The sequence below is a fragment of the Pseudomonas sp. SIMBA_041 genome (genome assembly GCF_046535095.1).
Taxonomy (GTDB): domain Bacteria; phylum Pseudomonadota; class Gammaproteobacteria; order Pseudomonadales; family Pseudomonadaceae; genus Aquipseudomonas; species Aquipseudomonas mucoides.
Window position 1 is genome coordinate 208,626 of record NZ_JAWRXJ010000002.1, and the last position, 17,598, is coordinate 226,223.

General features: G+C 61.8%; 8 protein-coding genes. 5 read left to right on the forward strand and 3 right to left on the reverse strand.

Translation table 11 applies throughout. The features are described 5' to 3' along the window. Window positions 1-87 precede the first annotated feature (87 nt). Entirely contained in the window at window positions 88-8,754 is an 8,667-nt protein-coding gene (locus SB725_RS04690; RefSeq protein WP_410921373.1) for a retention module-containing protein, read from the reverse strand. Between the two features lie 594 nt (window positions 8,755-9,348). Between SB725_RS04690 and SB725_RS04695 the strand changes: the two genes are divergently transcribed. The 3 genes from SB725_RS04695 to SB725_RS04705 are packed head-to-tail and all read left to right on the forward strand — an operon-like array spanning window position 9,349 to window position 14,262. Beyond that, complete coding sequence (locus SB725_RS04695; RefSeq protein WP_027925804.1) at window positions 9,349-10,707, forward strand: TolC family outer membrane protein; 1,359 nt, start codon at window positions 9,349-9,351, stop codon at window positions 10,705-10,707. An 18-nt stretch (window positions 10,708-10,725) separates the two neighbouring features. Further along, window positions 10,726-12,885, forward strand: a complete 2,160-nt coding sequence (locus SB725_RS04700; protein ID WP_027925805.1) for a type I secretion system permease/ATPase — start codon at window positions 10,726-10,728, stop codon at window positions 12,883-12,885. 9 nt (window positions 12,886-12,894) lie between these two features. Next, entirely contained in the window at window positions 12,895-14,262 is a 1,368-nt protein-coding gene (locus SB725_RS04705) for an HlyD family type I secretion periplasmic adaptor subunit (protein WP_027925806.1), read from the forward strand. Window positions 14,263-14,338: 76 nt separating this feature from the next. Here SB725_RS04705 and SB725_RS04710 read toward each other — a convergent pair whose 3' ends face one another. Then, a complete protein-coding gene (locus SB725_RS04710; RefSeq protein WP_027925807.1) occupies window positions 14,339-14,935 on the reverse strand; it encodes a tRNA-uridine aminocarboxypropyltransferase in 597 nt (198 codons plus the stop codon). Between the two features lie 3 nt (window positions 14,936-14,938). After that, the gene (locus SB725_RS04715) at window positions 14,939-15,832 is read right to left on the reverse strand and encodes a LysR family transcriptional regulator (RefSeq protein WP_007945995.1); all 894 of its coding nucleotides are present in this window, start codon (window positions 15,830-15,832) and stop codon (window positions 14,939-14,941) included. A 359-nt stretch (window positions 15,833-16,191) separates the two neighbouring features. On the opposite strand from SB725_RS04715, the gene speB reads away from it, so the two are divergent. Both speB and SB725_RS04725 read left to right on the forward strand, forming a co-directional pair. Further along, window positions 16,192-17,142, forward strand: a complete 951-nt coding sequence (gene speB, locus SB725_RS04720) for an agmatinase (RefSeq protein ID WP_027925808.1) — start codon at window positions 16,192-16,194, stop codon at window positions 17,140-17,142. Window positions 17,143-17,151: 9 nt separating this feature from the next. Beyond that, window positions 17,152-17,574, forward strand: a complete 423-nt coding sequence (locus SB725_RS04725; RefSeq protein WP_027925809.1) for a YybH family protein — start codon at window positions 17,152-17,154, stop codon at window positions 17,572-17,574. Window positions 17,575-17,598 lie beyond the last annotated feature (24 nt).

Genomic DNA, 17,598 nt, shown 5'->3' on the forward strand with positions numbered 1-17,598 from the left:
GTTGCTCGCGATTGCTTTCTCACAGACAACAAAAAACCCGCCATTCCTGACCCAGGAATGGCGGGTTTTGTCGTTTCAGCCTTCAGGTCACACGGTGTCCACCTTCAACGAATGGTCATTCAACATGCCATTGATGATGGTCGCCGTATCGTGCCCGCCCGCCACCACACCACCCGCCCCCGGCGTGACGCCATAGTGGCTGGCGAGGTTGACGCCGGCCAGGTCGATGGTCTGGTTCGGCGTGGCACCGGCCATGGCGCTGACGTCGATGCTGGTGACCAGCGAGGCGCCACTGCCGGTGACTTTGAAGTGCAGGTAGTCATCCAGCGACGCCGACGTGCCGTTTTCACCTTGCAGCAGTTGCGACAAATCGAGTTTGTCGGTGCCAGGAGTGAAGTCGGTGACGACGTCGTGGCCGCTGTTGCCTTTGAGCCACTGGAAGGTGTCGGCCCCTGCCCCGCCGGTGAGGGTGTTGTTGCCCAGGCCGCCGATCAGGAAGTCGTCACCACCGCCACCGTTGAGGATGTCATCGCCCAGACCACCGTTGATGACGTTGCTGCTGTTGTCGCCGGTGAGGCTGTCGTTGAAGTTGGAGCCGACCAGGTTTTCGATCCCGGTGAGGGTGTCGGTGCCGGCGCCTCCGGTGTTTTGCGGGGTGAGCAGGCTCAGGTCGACGGTGACCCCGGCGGTGGCGTGGGCGTAGCTCACGGTGTCGATGCCGGTGCCGCCGTCGAGCAGATCGTTACCGGTGCCGCTGAACAGCAAGTCATTACCGGCGCCGCCGTGCAGTTCGTTGTTGCCGGAACCGGCGGTGAGTACATCGTTGCCGTCGCCGGCATTGATGATGTTGTTGCCGGTGCCGGCTATCAATGTGTCATCGCCCGCAGTGCCGGTGAGGGTGTGGCCGTCCTGGTAGGTGATGGTCACGCCCGCGGTGTCGCTGCCGCCATGGTTGTCGCTGGCGGTGTAGGTGCCGTGGGCGTCCGGTGCGATGTCGTGGGCGCCGGCGTAGTTGACGGTCATGGTCAACTGGTAGTTCTCTGCGCCTTTGGGGTTGCTGCCACTGTTGTTATCAATGTTGGTGATGTGGATCTGATAGGTCCCATCCGACGAGGCAGTGATCGTCCCGCCGTCCGCGATGGTCGTGAAGGCGCCACCATTGAGCGAATACTCCATGGTGATGTGTCCGCCCGCCAGATTGTGATCCAGATTGAGGGTTTCACCCGCTTTCAGCTTCACGGTGATGAGGTCTTCATCATTGGCGTTGTTGGCAGCCACCTGGCCCAGATACCCGCTGACCACCAGCAGTGCCGTCATCGCGGCGGTGTTGGCCGCAAAAGAACTACGCACGTCTGCCAGGGCCTGGTTGGCCAAGGTGTCATTGGTGCCTTTGAAATTGATCGCACCGCTGCCGGTGAAGTCCGCGCCCTTGGCCACCCAGCCGGTGGTGAAGTTGGTCGGCGATGCGGTCAGCGGATCCTTGTCGGCATCGGTGTCGTTGGCCAGCAACAGCTCGCCCGGCACCACGATGTTGCCCGACAGCACGTTGGTGATGATGTGGTCATCGACTGCCACCGGCGCCGCGTTGGGAATGACTTTGACCGTCAGCGTGGAGCTGGCCAGGTCGCCGTCGTTGTCGCTGACGGTGAAGCCGATGTTTTCGGTGATGACCACGGCGGTGGTTTTTTGCGAAGTGTAGTTGTACTCGCCGGTGTCGAGGTTCACCACCAGCGTGCCGCCATTGTTGGTGGCGATGCTGATGCTGTTGTTCACCGTGTTGAACGTGCCGTGGTTAGCGCCGCCGCTGAAGTTCAGCGACCCCTGGTTAGCGTTGCCTTTCGGGTCGAAGGTGTACGTGGTGCCGTCGACCGTGAGGGTTTTGATGAAGCCGCCATCGGCGCCGAACGTACCGTTCTCCAGCAACGTACCCGTGACCGGCGCGCCGGCCACAGTGCCCGAAAGCACCGAGTTGAGTTGGGTGAGATCGGTCACCACCACCGCATTGGTGTCGGTGTGGGTGCTGCCGTCATAGGCCAGCGGATTGAGGTTGGCATTGCTCACGCCACTGCCCAGGCCGATCGCGTAGTTCTTGATGCCGTTGGCGTCGAGGAAGGCTTTGAGTGCGGCCTCGTCGGTAGTACCGATGTCGCCTTCGTTGGGTTTGCCGTCGGAGAAGAAGTAGCCGACATTCTGCGCACCGGTGAGTTTGCCGGACGTATTGAACGCCGTCTGCATGGTGGCCACGGCAGCGTCGTAGTTGGTGCCACCGCCCGCGGACAGCCCGGCGAGCAGCGTCTTCGCGGTCGCCACGTCGACCCACACCGAGGTCCGGTCAGTGGCGTTGCTGCTGAAGGTGACGAGTTGCACTTTCACATCGCCAAGGTCGTCGTACTTGTCGAGCAAGGCGCTGATGGCCTGTTTGGCCAGGTCCAGCCGTGACAGCCCACCCACCCCAGAGGGGTCGATCATGCTGCCGGAGATGTCGAGCACGATCAGTATGTTGGAGTCGATTTCCACCGCGGCCACCGAGCGATCCGAGGCCACCGCTTTGGGCACGTCATCGACAATGTTGACGACGATCGTGCTGGTGGTGCTGTTGCCCAGGGCATCGGTGGCTTTGTAGGTGAAGCTTTCGCTCAGGGTGTTGGGCCCGTCGTTGGCGTTCGGCGAGGTTTTCGGTGCCGACGTCAGGGTGTAGGTGTACGTGCCGTTGGGGTTGAGCAGGATTTGCCCGTACGTGCCAGTGGCGCTGCCGACCAGGCTGTAAGTGAGCGCGCCGCTGCCGCCGGTGACCGAGCCGACCAGCGTCCCGGTGGCGGTTTCCCCGGTGTTGCCCGGTTCGCTGCCGGTGACGGTGCCCGGCGCCAGGTCCTGACCGTCCTGGTTCAGGTCGAGGGCTTTTTCGTAAACCGTCACGTCCTGATCCACCACGGCTTTGAGACCGGTGTCGGAGACGTTGATGGTGATGGTCGTGGTGCTTTCATCGCCATCGGAATCGCGAATGGTGTAGGTGAACGTGTCAGTGGCGCCCTCCGGCCCCACCGAGTTCGGGTTGCTGTGGTACACGGCGTTGCCGGCGGCATCCAGGGTCAGGTAACCGTAGGTGCCATTGATATTGGTGCCCAGGCCGCCGACCGCCGAGGTCGAGGTGTTGCTGCCGGCACGTACACCAATCACCGCGCCATCGACCGCCGGACCGTCGGCGCCAAATACGTCGTTGCCCAGCACGCTGATATTGACCGTTGCGCCTTCGGCCGCACTCGCCGTATTCGGTGCGGCGGTAGGCAGGTCATCGACGATGTTGACGTTGATCTGACCCGACGCGGTGCTGCCGTCAGTGTCCGTGGCCACCACGTTGAAGTTCTCGGTGAGGCTGTTGGCGCCGTTGGCGGTTGGATGGGTTTCGTTATCCACCAGGGTGTAGCTGTAGCTGATTACACCTGTAGTCGGGTTGTAGCCGGTGATGGTCAGCGTGTTGCCCAACGCGGTGACGAGGGTTTGCGGAAAGCCCGCCGCCACGCCACCGGCCACCACATGGATGCCGCCAACGTCGAGGGTTTGCAGGCCGTCGAGCGCGGTCACGGTGAAGGTGCCGCTCTGGGTCAGTGCCGGGGTGTTGGGGCTGGTGCCATCGCTGAGGTTTTTCTCGTAGACGGTCAGTTCGCCGCCACTGACGTCGAGGCCGTTGAGGGTCACTGGATCGTTGGCGTTCTGGATGTTCAGCACCAGCGTGGCGGTGCTGGTATCGCCGTCGGCATCGGTAAGGGTGTAGGTGAAGGTTTCGGTGCCATTGCCGCCGCCGTGCAGGTTTTTGAAGTCGGCATCATTGGTGTCAAGCGTGTAGGTGTAGGTGCCATTGGCGTTGAGCACGAGGGTGCCGTACGTGCCATTCAGTGTGACAGGCGTGATCGGCCCGGCATTCGGACCGGTCGCAACGTGGTCCGCCCCTTGAATGTCGTTGGTCAGGACGTTGCCGGTGAGGGTCAGCGCGTTCTCCGTCGCGGTCGCAGAGTTCGTGTCGTTCACCGCTTTTGGCACGTCATCGACGATGCTCACCACGATGGTGCTGGTGGTGCTGTTGCCCAGCGAATCGGTGGCCTGGTAGGTGAAGCTTTCGGTCAGGGTATTGGCGCCGTCGTTCGCGTGCGGCGTGGTCGTCGCCGGCGACGTCAGGGTGTAGGTGTACGTGCCATTTGAGTTGAGCTGGATCTGACCGTAGTTGCCCGTGGCGCTGCTCACCAGGGTGTAGGTGATCGCGCCAACCGCACCGGTGACCGAACCTACCAGCGTGCCTTTGGCGGTTTCGCCGGTGCTGGTCGGATCGCTGCCGGTGACGGTGCCAGCGGCCAGGTCCTGCCCGTCCTGGGTCAGGTCCAGGGCTTTTTCGTAGACCGTCACGTCGGTGTCGCGGGCCGCGACGATGCAGCTGTTCGAGACGTCGATGGTGATGGTGGTGGTGCTTTCATCGCCGTCAGCATCACGCACGGTGTAAGTGAACACGTCGGTTGCGCCCGCTGGGCCGACGCTGTTCGGATTGCTGTGATAGGTCGCGTTGCCATTGGCATCCAGCGTCAGGTAACCGTAGGTGCCATTGATGTTCGAACCCAGGCCACCGATGGCCGAGGTCGAGGTGTCGCTGCCGGCACGCACGCCGATCACTGCGCCACTGGCCGCCGGGCCATCGGCGCCGCCGATGTCGTTATCCAGCACGTTGCCCGTGACTGTTGCGCCTTCCGCCACCGAGGTGTGATCGGGGTTGGCCTTGGGCAGGTCATCGACGATGTTGACGTTGAGCTGGTTGCTCGCGGTGCTGCCGTCGGTGTCTGTCGCCACCACGTTGAAGTTTTCGGTGATGCTGTTGGCACCGTTGGCGGTTGGATGGGTTTCGTTATCCACCAGGGTGTAGCTGTAGCTGACCACGCCGGTGACCGGGTCGAACCCGGTGATAGTCAGCGTGTTGCCCAATGCCGTGACAATCGACTGCGGGAACCCCGCCGCTACGCCGCCGGCCACCACATGAATGCCGCCGACATCGAGGGTTTGCAGGCCATCGAGCGCGGTCACGGTGAAGGTGCCGCTCTGGGTCAGTGCCGGGGTGTTCGGGCTGGTGCCGTCGCTGAGGTTTTTCTCGTAGACGGTCAACTCGCCACCGTACACATCGAGACCGTTGAGGGTCACCGGATCATCGTTGTTGTGGATCTGCAGCACCAGGTTGGCAGTGCTGGTGTCGCCGTCGGAGTCGGTGATGGTGTAGGTGAAGGTTTCCGTACCGCTGCCATTGCCGTGCAGCGCTTTGAAATCGGCGTCGCTGGTGTTCAGGGTGTAGGTGTAGGTGCCGTTGGCGTTCAGCACCAAAGTGCCGTAAGTCCCGGCGAACGTGCCCGGGGTGATCGGGCCGGCATTTTCGCCGACGGTCACACGGTCAGCGCCTTGCACGTCGTTGGTCAGCACGTTGCCGTTCAGCGTCAGCAGGGTTTCCGACGCGGTGCCGGCATTGCTGTCGTCCACGCCTTTGGGCAGGTCGTCGACGATGTTCACATCGAGCGTGCCATTGGCGGTGGTGCCGTTGTCGTCGACCACGGTGACGGCGAATTGCTCAGGCAGGGTGTTCGCGCCATTGCCGGTTGGGTGGGCTTCGTTGTCGGCCAGGGTGTAGCTGTAACTGACGACGCCAGTGGTGGCGTCGAACCCGGTGATGGTCAGCGTGCTGCCCAGCGGCGTGGTAATGGACTGCGGGAAGCCTGACGACACACCGCCGACCACCACGTTGATGCCGCCAACGCTCAGGGTCTGCACGCCGTCGAGGGCGGTGATGGTGAAGGTGCCGCTTTGGGTCAGCGCCGGAGCATCAGGGCTGCTGCCGTCGCCGAGGTTTTTCTCGTAGACGGTGAGTTCGCCGCCGTTGACGGTGAGGCCGTCGATGGTCACCGGATCGTCGTTGTTGTGGATCTGCAGCACCAGCGTGGCGGTGCTGGTGTCGCCGTCCGAATCGGTGAGGGTGTAAGTGAAATTCTCGGTGCCGTTGCCGCCGCCGTGCAGCGCTTTGAAATCGGCGTCGCTGGTGTTCAGGGTGTAGGTGTAGGTGCCGTTGGCGTTCAGCACCAAAGTGCCGTAAGTCCCGGCGAATGTGCCCGGGGTGATCGGGCCGGCATTTTCGCCGACGGTCACCCGGTCAGCACCTTGCACGTCGTTGGTCAGCACGTTGCCGTTCAGCGTCAGCAGGGTTTCCGACGCGGTGCCGGCATTGCTGTCGTCCACGCCTTTGGGCAGGTCGTCGACGATGTTGACGTCGAGCGTGCCGTTGGCGGTGGTGCCGTTGTCGTCGACCACGGTGACGGCGAATTGCTCAGGCAGGGTGTTCGCGCCATTGCCGGTTGGGTGGGCTTCGTTGTCGGCCAGGGTGTAGCTGTAACTGACCACGCCAGTGGTGGCGTCGAACCCGGTGATGGTCAGCGTGCTGCCCAACGGGGTGGTGATGGATTGCGGGAAGCCTGACGACACACCGCCGACCACCACGTTGATGCCGCCAACGCTCAGGGTTTGCACACCGTCGAGGGCGGTGATGGTGAAGGTGCCGCTTTGGGTCAGCGCCGGAGCATCAGGGCTGCTGCCGTCGCCGAGGTTTTTCTCATAGACGGTGAGTTCGCCGCCGTTGACGTTGAGGCCATCGATGGTCACCGGATCGTCGTTGTTGTGGATCTGCAGCACCAGCGTGGCGGTGCTGGTGTCGCCGTCCGAATCGGTGAGGGTGTAAGTGAAATTCTCGGTGCCGTTGCCGCCGCCGTGCAGCGCTTTGAAATCGGCATCGCTGGTGTTCAGGGTGTAGGTGTAGGTGCCGTTGGCGTTCAGCACCAAAGTGCCGTAAGTCCCGGCGAATGTGCCCGGGGTGATCGGGCCGGCATTTTCGCCAACGGTCACCCGGTCAGCGCCTTGCACGTCGTTGGTCAGCACGTTGCCGTTCAGCGTCAGCAGGGTTTCCGACGCGGTGCCGGCGTTGCTGTCGTCCACGCCTTTGGGCAGGTCGTCGACGATGTTCACATCGAGCGTGCCGTTGGCGGTGGTGCCGTTGTCGTCGACCACGGTGACGGCGAATTGCTCAGGCAGGGTGTTCGCGCCGTTGCCGGTTGGGTGCGCTTCGTTATCGGCCAGTGTGTAGCTGTAACTGACCACCCCGGTGGTGGCGTCGAACCCGGTGATGGTCAGCGTGCTGCCCAGCGGCGTGGTGATGGATTGCGGGAAGCCTGACGACACACCGCCGACCACCACGTTGATGCCGCCGACACTCAGGGTCTGCACGCCGTCGAGGGCGGTGATGGTGAAGGTGCCGCTTTGGGTCAGCGCGGTGGAATCCGGTGAGCTACCAAGGCTCAGGTTTTTCTCGAAGACGGTCAGTTCGCCGCCCTCGATATTGAGGCCACCAATCGTCACCGGATCGTCGTTGTTGTGGATCTGCAGCACCAGGTTGGCGGTGCTGGTGTCGCCATCAGCATCCGTCAGCGTGTAGGTGAAGGTTTCCGTGCCGCTACCGCCGCCGTGCAGCGCTTTGAAATCGGCATCGCTGGTGTTCAGCGTGTAGGTGTAGGTGCCGTTGGGATTGAGCACCAGGGTGCCGTAGGTGCCGGTGAAGGTGCCGCCAATCACCGGGCCGCTATTGGGGCCCGTGGGAATGCGGTCGGCACCCTGGGTGTCGTTTGGCAGCACGCTGCCGGTCAGGGTCAGCAGGGTTTCCGACGCGGTGTTGGCGTTGCTGTCATCGACAGCCTTGGGCACGTCGTCAGTGATGTTGACGTCGAGCGTGCCGGTGGCGGTGTCGCCGTTGCTGTCGCCGGCCACCACGGTGAACTGTTCGCTGAGAGCGTTGGCGCCGTCGCCGGCCGAATGGGTTTCGTTGCCGTTGAGGGTGTAGCTGTAACTCACCACGCCTGTGGCCGGGTTGTAACCGGTGATGGTCAGGGTGTTGCCCAGTTGCGTGGTGATCGACTGCGGAAAGCCAATCGCCACGCCACCGGTGATCACGTTAATACCGCCGATGCTCAAGCTGCTCAGCCCGTCCGGCGCCGAAATGCTGAACGTGCCGTTCTGAGTCAATGCGCCCGGATTGCTCGCTGAGCCGTCGGCCAGGTTGGCTTCGTTGACGGTCAGTTCGCCACCCGCCACCGACAAGCCATCGAGCGTGACCGGGTTATTGACCGGCGTTGGTGGCGGAGCGATGACGGCCGGGGTGCCGTCGGCGTTCTGCTGGACATCGGCGTTATGGCGTTCTTCAGGGAATTCAGGAATACCGCCAAATCCAGCGGTCGGGAAGCCAATCGTCGGATCGACCTTCCCGCCCACTTCTTCAAGCATGACAAAACTGTGACCACCGCCCTGCGCACCACTGGGCGCCCCTGTGAAGCTCGGCCCGGCCGCAGTGGCTTCACCGGTTTGCGTCGGGTCAGCGCCCGCCGCGATGGCTTTTTGCAGTTGCTCGACATCGGTCAGTTGCGCTTCGCTCGGTGTGACCGCTTCTGAAGTGCCGAGGTGCGGCGACTCGTTGGCGAGGAGATGCGGGTCCATCTGCATGCTGCTGCCACGCCCGAGGGTCAGTTCCTTGCCATTTTGCAGATGGACCGCCACCGCGCCTTCGGCCCCCGTGACCAGTTGATCGCCAGCGAACAAATGATCGTGCTCAATCACCGCGCGCCGGGTACCGTCGCTCGCGACCACGAACACCTGACCAATGACTTTACTGACGATACCGATGAGCGTAGCCATGTGCATTTCCTCCGCTGCCAACCGCTGTCGGCATCCTGTTTTTAGCGAAGAATGTGCTCATGGTTTGAAAGCAGGTGGCTGCGCGGATCGCCTGCAGGACGCGTTTACCTGAGTAAGCCGCTGCCCTGGCGATGTCCTCGCCCAGCGTGTCGCTCACCGGCAACATCGGCGACTGCGGGATAAACCCCTCTGCAATCAATGGCTTCGAAGGCCCAATTGCGTCGCACTTGCCCGGTGAGCGATGCGTAACGATCCTGACTCATCAAAGTGACAAAAAACCGTCACCACAACTCGTTACGCGTCCCTCCCCTCCAGCACTTCTCCGCCCTATGTCGATAAGTGGATGGAACTTTTCCTGAAACCTTTGAAAGCTCCCTAAAGCTCGTAATTCAAAGGCTTTCGTATTGAACAATGTGCTGGATTTTGCTGACGGCATAAGTTTTTTTTGGCATAAGGGTTATGAGAAAAATTTCTTAGCTATTCTCTAGAATGTTCTTAGCTCTGTTGTTACAAGGGTGAAACGGTTTTACCTATAAATGCCGTCAAATAATTGGCGACTGATAAGCACCATCAGGAATTCAGGGAGATGCACCCATGCGCGTTTTAACCCCCCTCTGCAGCGCGGTTCTGCTGGCCATGGCCTGCACTTCCGGCGCTCAAGCCATGTCGTTGACCGAGGCAATCCAGAGCACTATCGCAACCCATCCGGAACTGGCCTCGCGCGTGGATTCGCGCCTGTCCGCGGATGAACAGGTGAAAGTGGCCAAGGGGGGCTTTTATCCATCTGTTGATCTGAACGCCGCCTACGGGCGCGGGTACAGCGATAACACCAACACCCGGGCATTCGGCAATCACCACACCGAAATCCTCAACTACACCCAGTCGGAACTGCGCCTGCGGCAGATGCTGTTCGACGGTTTCAACACCGCGAACGAAGTCGAACGCACCAAAGGCGTGGTCAACTCCCGGGCCTATTACGCTCAAGGCACCGCTCAGGACCTGGCCCTGCGCACCATCGAGGTCTACCTCGAAGTGCTCAAGCGCCGCGAACTGGTGACCCTGGCTACCAACAACCTGCAAGCGCACTTGCGCGTCAACGACCAGATCGGCCTGCGCACCCAGCGTGGCGTCGGCAGCAACGCCGACTCCGATCAATCCGGCGCTCGCCGTGCACTGGCGCAAAACAACCTCGACACCGCCGAAGTCGATCTGGCGGACGCCGAGTCGAACTTCGCCGCCGTTGTCGGGCGCCTGCCCGATGAGCTCGAAACACCGCCGTCGACCCGCGGTGAACTGCCCACCTCCCTGCAAGAAGCCCAGCAGAGCATGGTGGAAAACAACCCATATCTGAAATCCGCCCAGGCTGACGTGCAATCGGCCGAGAGCCAGTACGAAGTTGCCAAGTCGCCGTTCTACCCACGCTTCGACGCCGAAGCCGCCGTGGGCGCGAACAACAACGTGCAAGGCGATGAAGGCCACGACAACGAGTGGCGCGTGGGTGTGGTGATGAACTACAACCTGTTCCGCGGTGGCAGCGACAAGGCACGCCTGGCGTCCGATGCGCACCAGATCAACCAGGCCATGGACATCCGCAACAACGCCCTGCGCCAACTCAACGAGAACATTCACCTGGCCTGGAACGCCATGGTCAATGCGAAGAAACAAACCCCGACCGCACGCGAATACGCCGAAACCAGTAAGCGAGTGCGCGTGGCGTATCAGGACCAGTTCGGTCTCGGTCAACGCACGTTGCTCGACTTGCTCGACAGTGAAAACGAGCTCTACAACGCCAACCGTCGCTACACCGAAGTGCGCTACACCGAGGAATACTCGATGTACCGCGTGCTGGCCAGTATGGGTGAGTTGCTCAGCAAGCAACGGGTGGTGTTGCCCGCCGATGCGATCGCCGCTACCGAAGTGAAGAACGAAGCCCGTTTGCCTGAACTGAAGTAGCTCACTGGAGCGATCAATGTGACCAGCATGGAATCCGGCAACACCGGTGTCGATCCGCGGCTGAGCTTCGATGACCCGCTTCTGGACGGTCTGTTGATCCTCTGCAAACTCCACGGCGCGACGGTCAGTCGCGCCAGCCTGAGTGCGGGGCTACCGCTGCACAAACAGCGCCTGAGCCTGGACCTGCTGCCCCGCGCAGCGGCCCGGGCCAGTTTGCAGGCGCGACTGCTGCGCCGGGAACTGGGGGATATTTCCGCCCTCAACCTGCCGGTGATGCTGATCCTCAACAACGGCCGAACGGCCATCCTGCGACGCTTTGGTGACAACGGTCAGGTGCTGATCCTGCCCAGCGAAGCCGACGGTGGCGAACAATGGGTCAGCCGTGAAGAGCTGGCCGAAAATTACAGTGGCCAGGCCTTGTTTGCCCGGCCACGCCATGAACTCGAAGACTTGCGCTCGCCCCTGGTGCCGCGCGTCGAAGCGTGGTTTCGCGACACGCTGAAACTGTCAAAGTGGCTGTACAGCGATGCGATCCTGGCGAGTTTCCTGATCAACCTGCTCGGGTTAATGGTCCCTCTGTTCGTCATGCAGACCTACGACCGGGTAGTGCCAAACCAGGCCACCTCGACCTTGTGGGTGCTGTCGATCGGCCTGCTGATCGGCACCGGTTTCGAACTGGTGTTGCGCGTTGTGCGCGCCCATTTGCTGGACACCGCCGGCAAGAAAACCGACGTGATCCTGTCAGCGACCTTGTTCGAGCGCATCACTGGCATGTCGATGAAAGCCCGCCCGGCGACCATCGGCGGCTTTGCCCAAAGCATTCATGACTTCCAGGGCCTGCGCGAGTTTCTCACCGCGGTCACCCTGACCAGCCTGATCGACCTGCCCTTCGCCGTGTTGATGCTGGTGGTGATCGGTTTGCTCGGCGGCTGGCTGGTGGTGATTCCGCTGCTGGCGTTCCCCATCACAATCATTTTCGCGATGATGATCCAGGTGCGCCTGCGCGACACCGTGCAAAAAAGCCTGAGCCTGGGCGCCGAACGCCAGGCCTTGCTGATCGAAACCCTCGGCGGCCTGGAAACCCTCAAGGCCTGTAGCGCCGAAAGCGAGCGCCAGCACAAATGGGAAAGCACCCACGGCGCCCTCACCCGCCTCGACAGCCATGCGCGCAACCTCTCGGCGCTGGCCACCAACGGCACCTTGTTCATCCAGCAGTTCTCCGGCATGGCAACGATTGTCGCCGGGGTCTACAGCATCATCGCCGGCAACCTCAGCGTCGGAGCGCTGGTGGCGACCTACATGCTCGGCAGCCGCGTACTCGCGCCGCTGGGGCAGATTGCCGGGCTGATCACCCGCTACCAGCAAGCGCAGCTGACCATGAAAAGCACCGATGCGCTGATGGGCCTGCCGCAGGAGCGCGACGCCAAACAGCGGCCGCTGGAACGCACACAACTGCAAGGCGCGATCGAAGTCAGCGGCGTGACCTTCCACTACAACGGCCAGAACGCGCCAGCGCTGTCCAACGTCAGTTTCAGCATGAAGCCGGGCGAACGCATCGGCATCATCGGACGCAGCGGTTCGGGCAAAAGCACCCTCGCGCGTCTGGTCATGGGGTTCTACGCACCGGAAGAGGGCCAGTTACTGCTTGACGGCCTGGACTTGCGGCAACTGGACGTCGCCGACCTGCGCCAACAGATCGGTTACGTCGCCCATGACCTGCCCTTGCTGGCCGGCAGCCTGCGCGACAACCTGACGCTCGGCGCCCGCTACATCAGCGATTCACGGATGCTCGAAGTGGCCGAGTTGACCGGCGTCACCGAACTCGCCCGCCAGCATCCGCAAGGGTTTGATCGCCCGGTCGGCGAACGCGGGCAATTGCTGTCAGGAGGACAGCGTCAGGCGGTGTTGCTGGCACGGGCCCTCTTGCTCGACCCGCCGATCATGCTGCTCGACGAACCGACCAGCGCCATGGACAACAGCAGTGAAGATGTTCTGCGGCAGAAGCTCCACACCTGGGTCGAGGGCAAGACCTTGTTGCTGGTGACGCACCGCACCTCGATGCTCAGCCTGGTGGATCGACTGGTGGTGCTGGATAACGGACGGATCGTCGCTGACGGTCCCAAAGAAGCGGTCATCGATGCACTGCGCAAGGGCCGCGTCGGCTCTGCGGCTGTCTAGGAGCTACCCATGGCCCGTTCATCGTCCGACACCTCCAAGGACCGCGGCTACTTCGGCAGCTTCGGCAAAACCGCCGAGAGCGAGTTCATGCCGGAAACGGCCGGTGCCTCGTTGCAGGATTCCCCGCGCTGGTCGCGCATTACCGTGTGGCTGGCTGCCGGGCTGATTATCAGCGCGGTGGTGTGGGCCAAGTTCGCGGTGCTTCAGGAAGTCACCATGGGCGAAGGCAAGGCGATTCCGTCGAGCAAGGTCCAGGTGATCCAGAACCTGGAGGGCGGCATCGTCACCGAGATCTTCGTGCGCGAAGGGCAAATGGTGAACAAGGGCGATACCTTGTTGCGCCTGGATGACACGCGATTTCTGTCGAACAAAGGCGAAAGCGAAGCGGATCGTTATGCACTGACCGCGCAGGTTGAACGCCTGTCGGCGGAAGCGGAAGGACGCCCCTTCAAACTGTCAGAAGAAGTGATCGCCAAGGCCCCGCAAGTGGCCGAAGACGAGCGCTCGCTGTACGAACAGCGCCAGCGTCGACTCGCCAGTGAGCAGCGCACGCTGAGCGAACAACTTCGGCAAAAAACCCAGGAACTGGCAGAGTTCCGCTCAAAACAGGGGCAATTCAGCTCCAGCCTGGCGTTGCTGCAACAAGAGATGAACATGTCCACGCCGCTGGTGGGCACCGGCGCGGTATCACCGGTGGAAATCCTGCGCCTCAAACGCAGTGCGGTGGAGATTCGCGGTTCATTGAACGCAACGACACTGGCGATTCCCCGGGCGGAATCGGCGATCAACGAGATCAAGAGCAAGATTGACGAGTCGGAACAATCCTTCCGTTCCGACGCAGCGAAAGAGCTGAATGAGAAACGCACTGACCTGTCGAAAATCACGGCGTCGAGCATCGCCATCGATGACCGCGTGACGCGCACGACGGTGGTGTCGCCGGTGCACGGGATTATCAAAGTGCTGAAGGTCAACACCATCGGCGGCGTGGTCCAGCCCGGCAGTGACATGGTGGAAATCGTGCCGCTGGAAGACAACCTGTTGATCGAGGCCAAGGTGCGGCCGCAGGACGTGGCGTTCCTGCATCCGGGGCAGAAAGCGATGGTGAAGTTCAGTGCGTATGACTACACGATTTATGGCGGATTGAGCGCCAAGCTCGAACTGATCGGCGCCGACACCATCACCGATGACAAGGGCAACAGCTTTTATCTGATTCAGGTGCGCACGGATAAAAACCACTTGGGCGGGGATGTGAAACCGCTGCTGATCATTCCGGGGATGGTGGCGACAGTGGACATTATTACGGGTGAGAAGAGCGTGCTGGATTACCTGCTCAAACCGGTGTTGAAGGCCCGGACTGAGGCGATGCGCGAGCGGTAGTCTCTGGCTTGGGTTTGCGGTGACTGTTTCACCGCCATCGCGAGCTTGCTCGCGATGAGGCCCTTAAATTCAGCGATCATTTCGGCCCATGATTACGCTGGAACGTCTCCTCCCCCATCGCCGCAATCTGCCCCTCGATCAACGCCTCGAACGGTTTCAACAACGGCTCAAACGAGCCCGGCGCCTCCAGCGTTTGCAGCGCCTGAACAATTGCCTCCACCGTCGACAATGCCCCCGGCCCCGGTGCCTTGCGCAGTCGGTATCGTGACACTCCACCCTCCGCCAACGTCACCCTCGGCAACGCCGCCAACAGCGGATTGAGGTGCAGCATCTTGCGCGCCTTGCGCCAGGTGCCGTCCGGAACCACCAGCAATAGCGGCTCGTCAGTCGCCGTATACGTTTGCATCGGCTGCGCGTGCTCACCCGGAAACAACAACCGTGCCTGATAACCCGGTTGATTCAACAACGCCGGCAAATCTTCGAACACCTCGCCGACAATCAGCTCGGCATTGTTCAAGCCCAACGCTGCCAACCGGGCCGTGTTGAGCGCGTGATTCACTTCGCTCGGATGCTGTAGCAGCAGCACCCGAGTGCGGCTGTCGAGGCTCGGGATCAGCGCGCACAAACAATGAGTTTGCGGACGCAGGCAACGGGGACACTGGATTCTGGACATCGATCAAGCCTGATTCAGTTGTGCTTTGAGCAAATCGCGGAAGGTCTGGATCAGCGGTTCGCGGCTGCGGCCACGGCGCACGATCATCGAGAACGGCGCCTGATAACCAAAGGTCGCCGGCAGCAACACACGCAAATCGCCCTTGTCCGCCCAGGCCTGGGCGTAGTGTTCCGGCAGGTAGCCGATGTAGGCACCGGACAGCACCAGGATCAGCTGCGCTTCCATACTCTCCACCGTGGCCGCGCTGTGTTTGAAACCGTGTCGCGCCAGTTCCGCCTGGCTCCAGTAACCCCGGCCGACCATGCGTTGCTGGGTGATGACTTGCTCGGGGATACGCCGCTCGGTGAACAGCGGATGACGGCTGCTGCAATACAGCCAGTGCTGTTCGCGGTAGAGCGGCATGTAGACCAGGCCGCTCATGCGCGTGGAGAACGCGCCGATGGCGAGGTCGAGGCGATTGTCCTGCACGCCGAGTTGCAATTCGTAAGGGCTCATCACCGACAAATGCAAATGCACGGCCGGGTGTTCCTGGCTGTAGGCGCCGATGGCTTCGGCGAAGGGCAACGCTTTGTCACTGACGGTGGAGTCGATCACGCCGAGGTTCAGGGTGCCGCGCAACTCGCCCTTGAGGGCGGCGGCGTATTGCTCGAAGCCTTCGAGCTCGCCCAACAGACGCAGGGTTTCCTGATGGAACAGTTCGCCTTTGCTGGTCAGGCTGAACCCACCGCGACCGCGATGGCACAGCACCAGGCCCAGGGCCGCTTCGAGCTGGCTCATGTAGGTGCTGATGGCCGACGTCGAGAGGTTGAGCTCTTGCTGGGCGTTGGCGAAGCCCTGATGGCGGACCACGCTGACGAAGATGCGCAATAGTTTCAGGTCGGGTAAAGCGTTGGCCATGGGGGCTCCGTTTGCAAGGTCATGCGTGTTGCGCTTTTGTGGCGAGGGAGCTTGCTCCCGCTGGGTTGCGAAGCGGCCCTACAACCATTCACCTCGTAGTGTCAGACGGACCGCATCAGCCGATTTTACGACTGCTGCGCAGCCGAGCGGGAGCAAGCTCCCTCGCCACAGGAGTGCGGCACATGGCCGCAAGTCTATCGTCGTGCCAACCATTAGTTTAGAAAAATCTGAACTAAGTATTTGCCCGTAGCGATTCTTCCCGGCCACTACATTTCGCAGAATCGGCCTCCAACGGTGCCTGTGTCTGTCCTGACCTGTGCAACCGACATAAATAAAACAACGACGATGAGGCCCTACCCGTGGACAAGATTCTTCACCAACCACTGGGCGGTAATGAAATGCCGCGCTTCGGCGGCATCGCCACCATGATGCGACTCCCCCACCTGGATACCGCTGCCGGCCTGGACGCTGCCTTCGTTGGCGTGCCACTGGACATCGGTACCTCGCTGCGCCCCGGCACCCGCTTCGGGCCTCGCGAAATCCGCGCTGAATCGGTCATGATCCGCCCATACAACATGGCGACAGGCGCGGCGCCGTTCGATTCGCTGTCGGTGGCTGACATCGGCGACATCGCGATCAACACGTTCAACCTGCTGGACGCGGTACGGATCATCGAAGAGTCCTACCACAAGATCCTCGAACACGATGTGATCCCCCTGACCCTGGGCGGCGACCACACCATCACCCTGCCTATCCTGCGTGCCATCCATAAAAAGCACGGCAAGATCGGCCTGGTGCACATCGACGCTCACGCTGACGTGAACGATCACATGTTCGGCGAGAAAATCGCCCACGGCACCACCTTCCGTCGCGCCGTCGAAGAAGGCCTTCTGGATTGCGACCGCGTGGTGCAAATTGGCCTGCGCGCTCAGGGCTACACCGCTGACGACTTCAACTGGAGTCGTAACCAGGGCTTCCGTGTGGTTCAGGCCGAAGAGTGCTGGCACAAATCCCTGGCCCCCTTGATGGCCGAAGTTCGCGAGAAAGTCGGCGGCGGTCCGGTGTACCTGAGTTTCGACATCGACGGCATCGACCCGGCCTGGGCACCTGGCACCGGCACCCCGGAAATCGGTGGTCTGACGACCATTCAGGCAATTGAAATCGTTCGCGGCTGCCAAGGCCTCGACCTGGTCGGGTGCGATCTGGTAGAAGTCTCGCCCGCTTATGACACCACCGGCAACACCTCGCTGCTGGCCGCCAACCTGCTGTACGAAATGCTCTGCGTACTGCCTGGCGTGGTCCACCGCTGAGGATTGGTCATGAACGAACGTGATCAGGTGCTGAAAGCCGCCGCCGATCTGGTGTCCGCTTTCGCCCGTAACGATCGCGAAGCCTACTTCGGTGCGTTCAGCACCGATGCCAGCTTCGTCTTCTACACCCTCGAGCAGCCTTTGCTGTCGCGCGATGCCTATCAGGCGTTGTGGGACACCTGGCGCTCGGAGGATGGCTTCGAGGTGCTTTCGTGCACCTCGAGCAACGCCTTCGTCAGCCTGCAGGGTGACGTGGCGATTTTCATCCATGACGTGGCCACCGAGCTGCGCATGCAAGGGGAGCAACACTTCAGCCAGGAGCGCGAGACGATTGTTTTCAAAAAACAAGCGTCTGGCCAAGAACAACAAGGCCTATGGCTGGCCTGCCACGAACATTTGTCCGCGATGCCGGAAGGGCTGCCAACCCCTTAGCCAAACAGGTGACGCTCACGCACG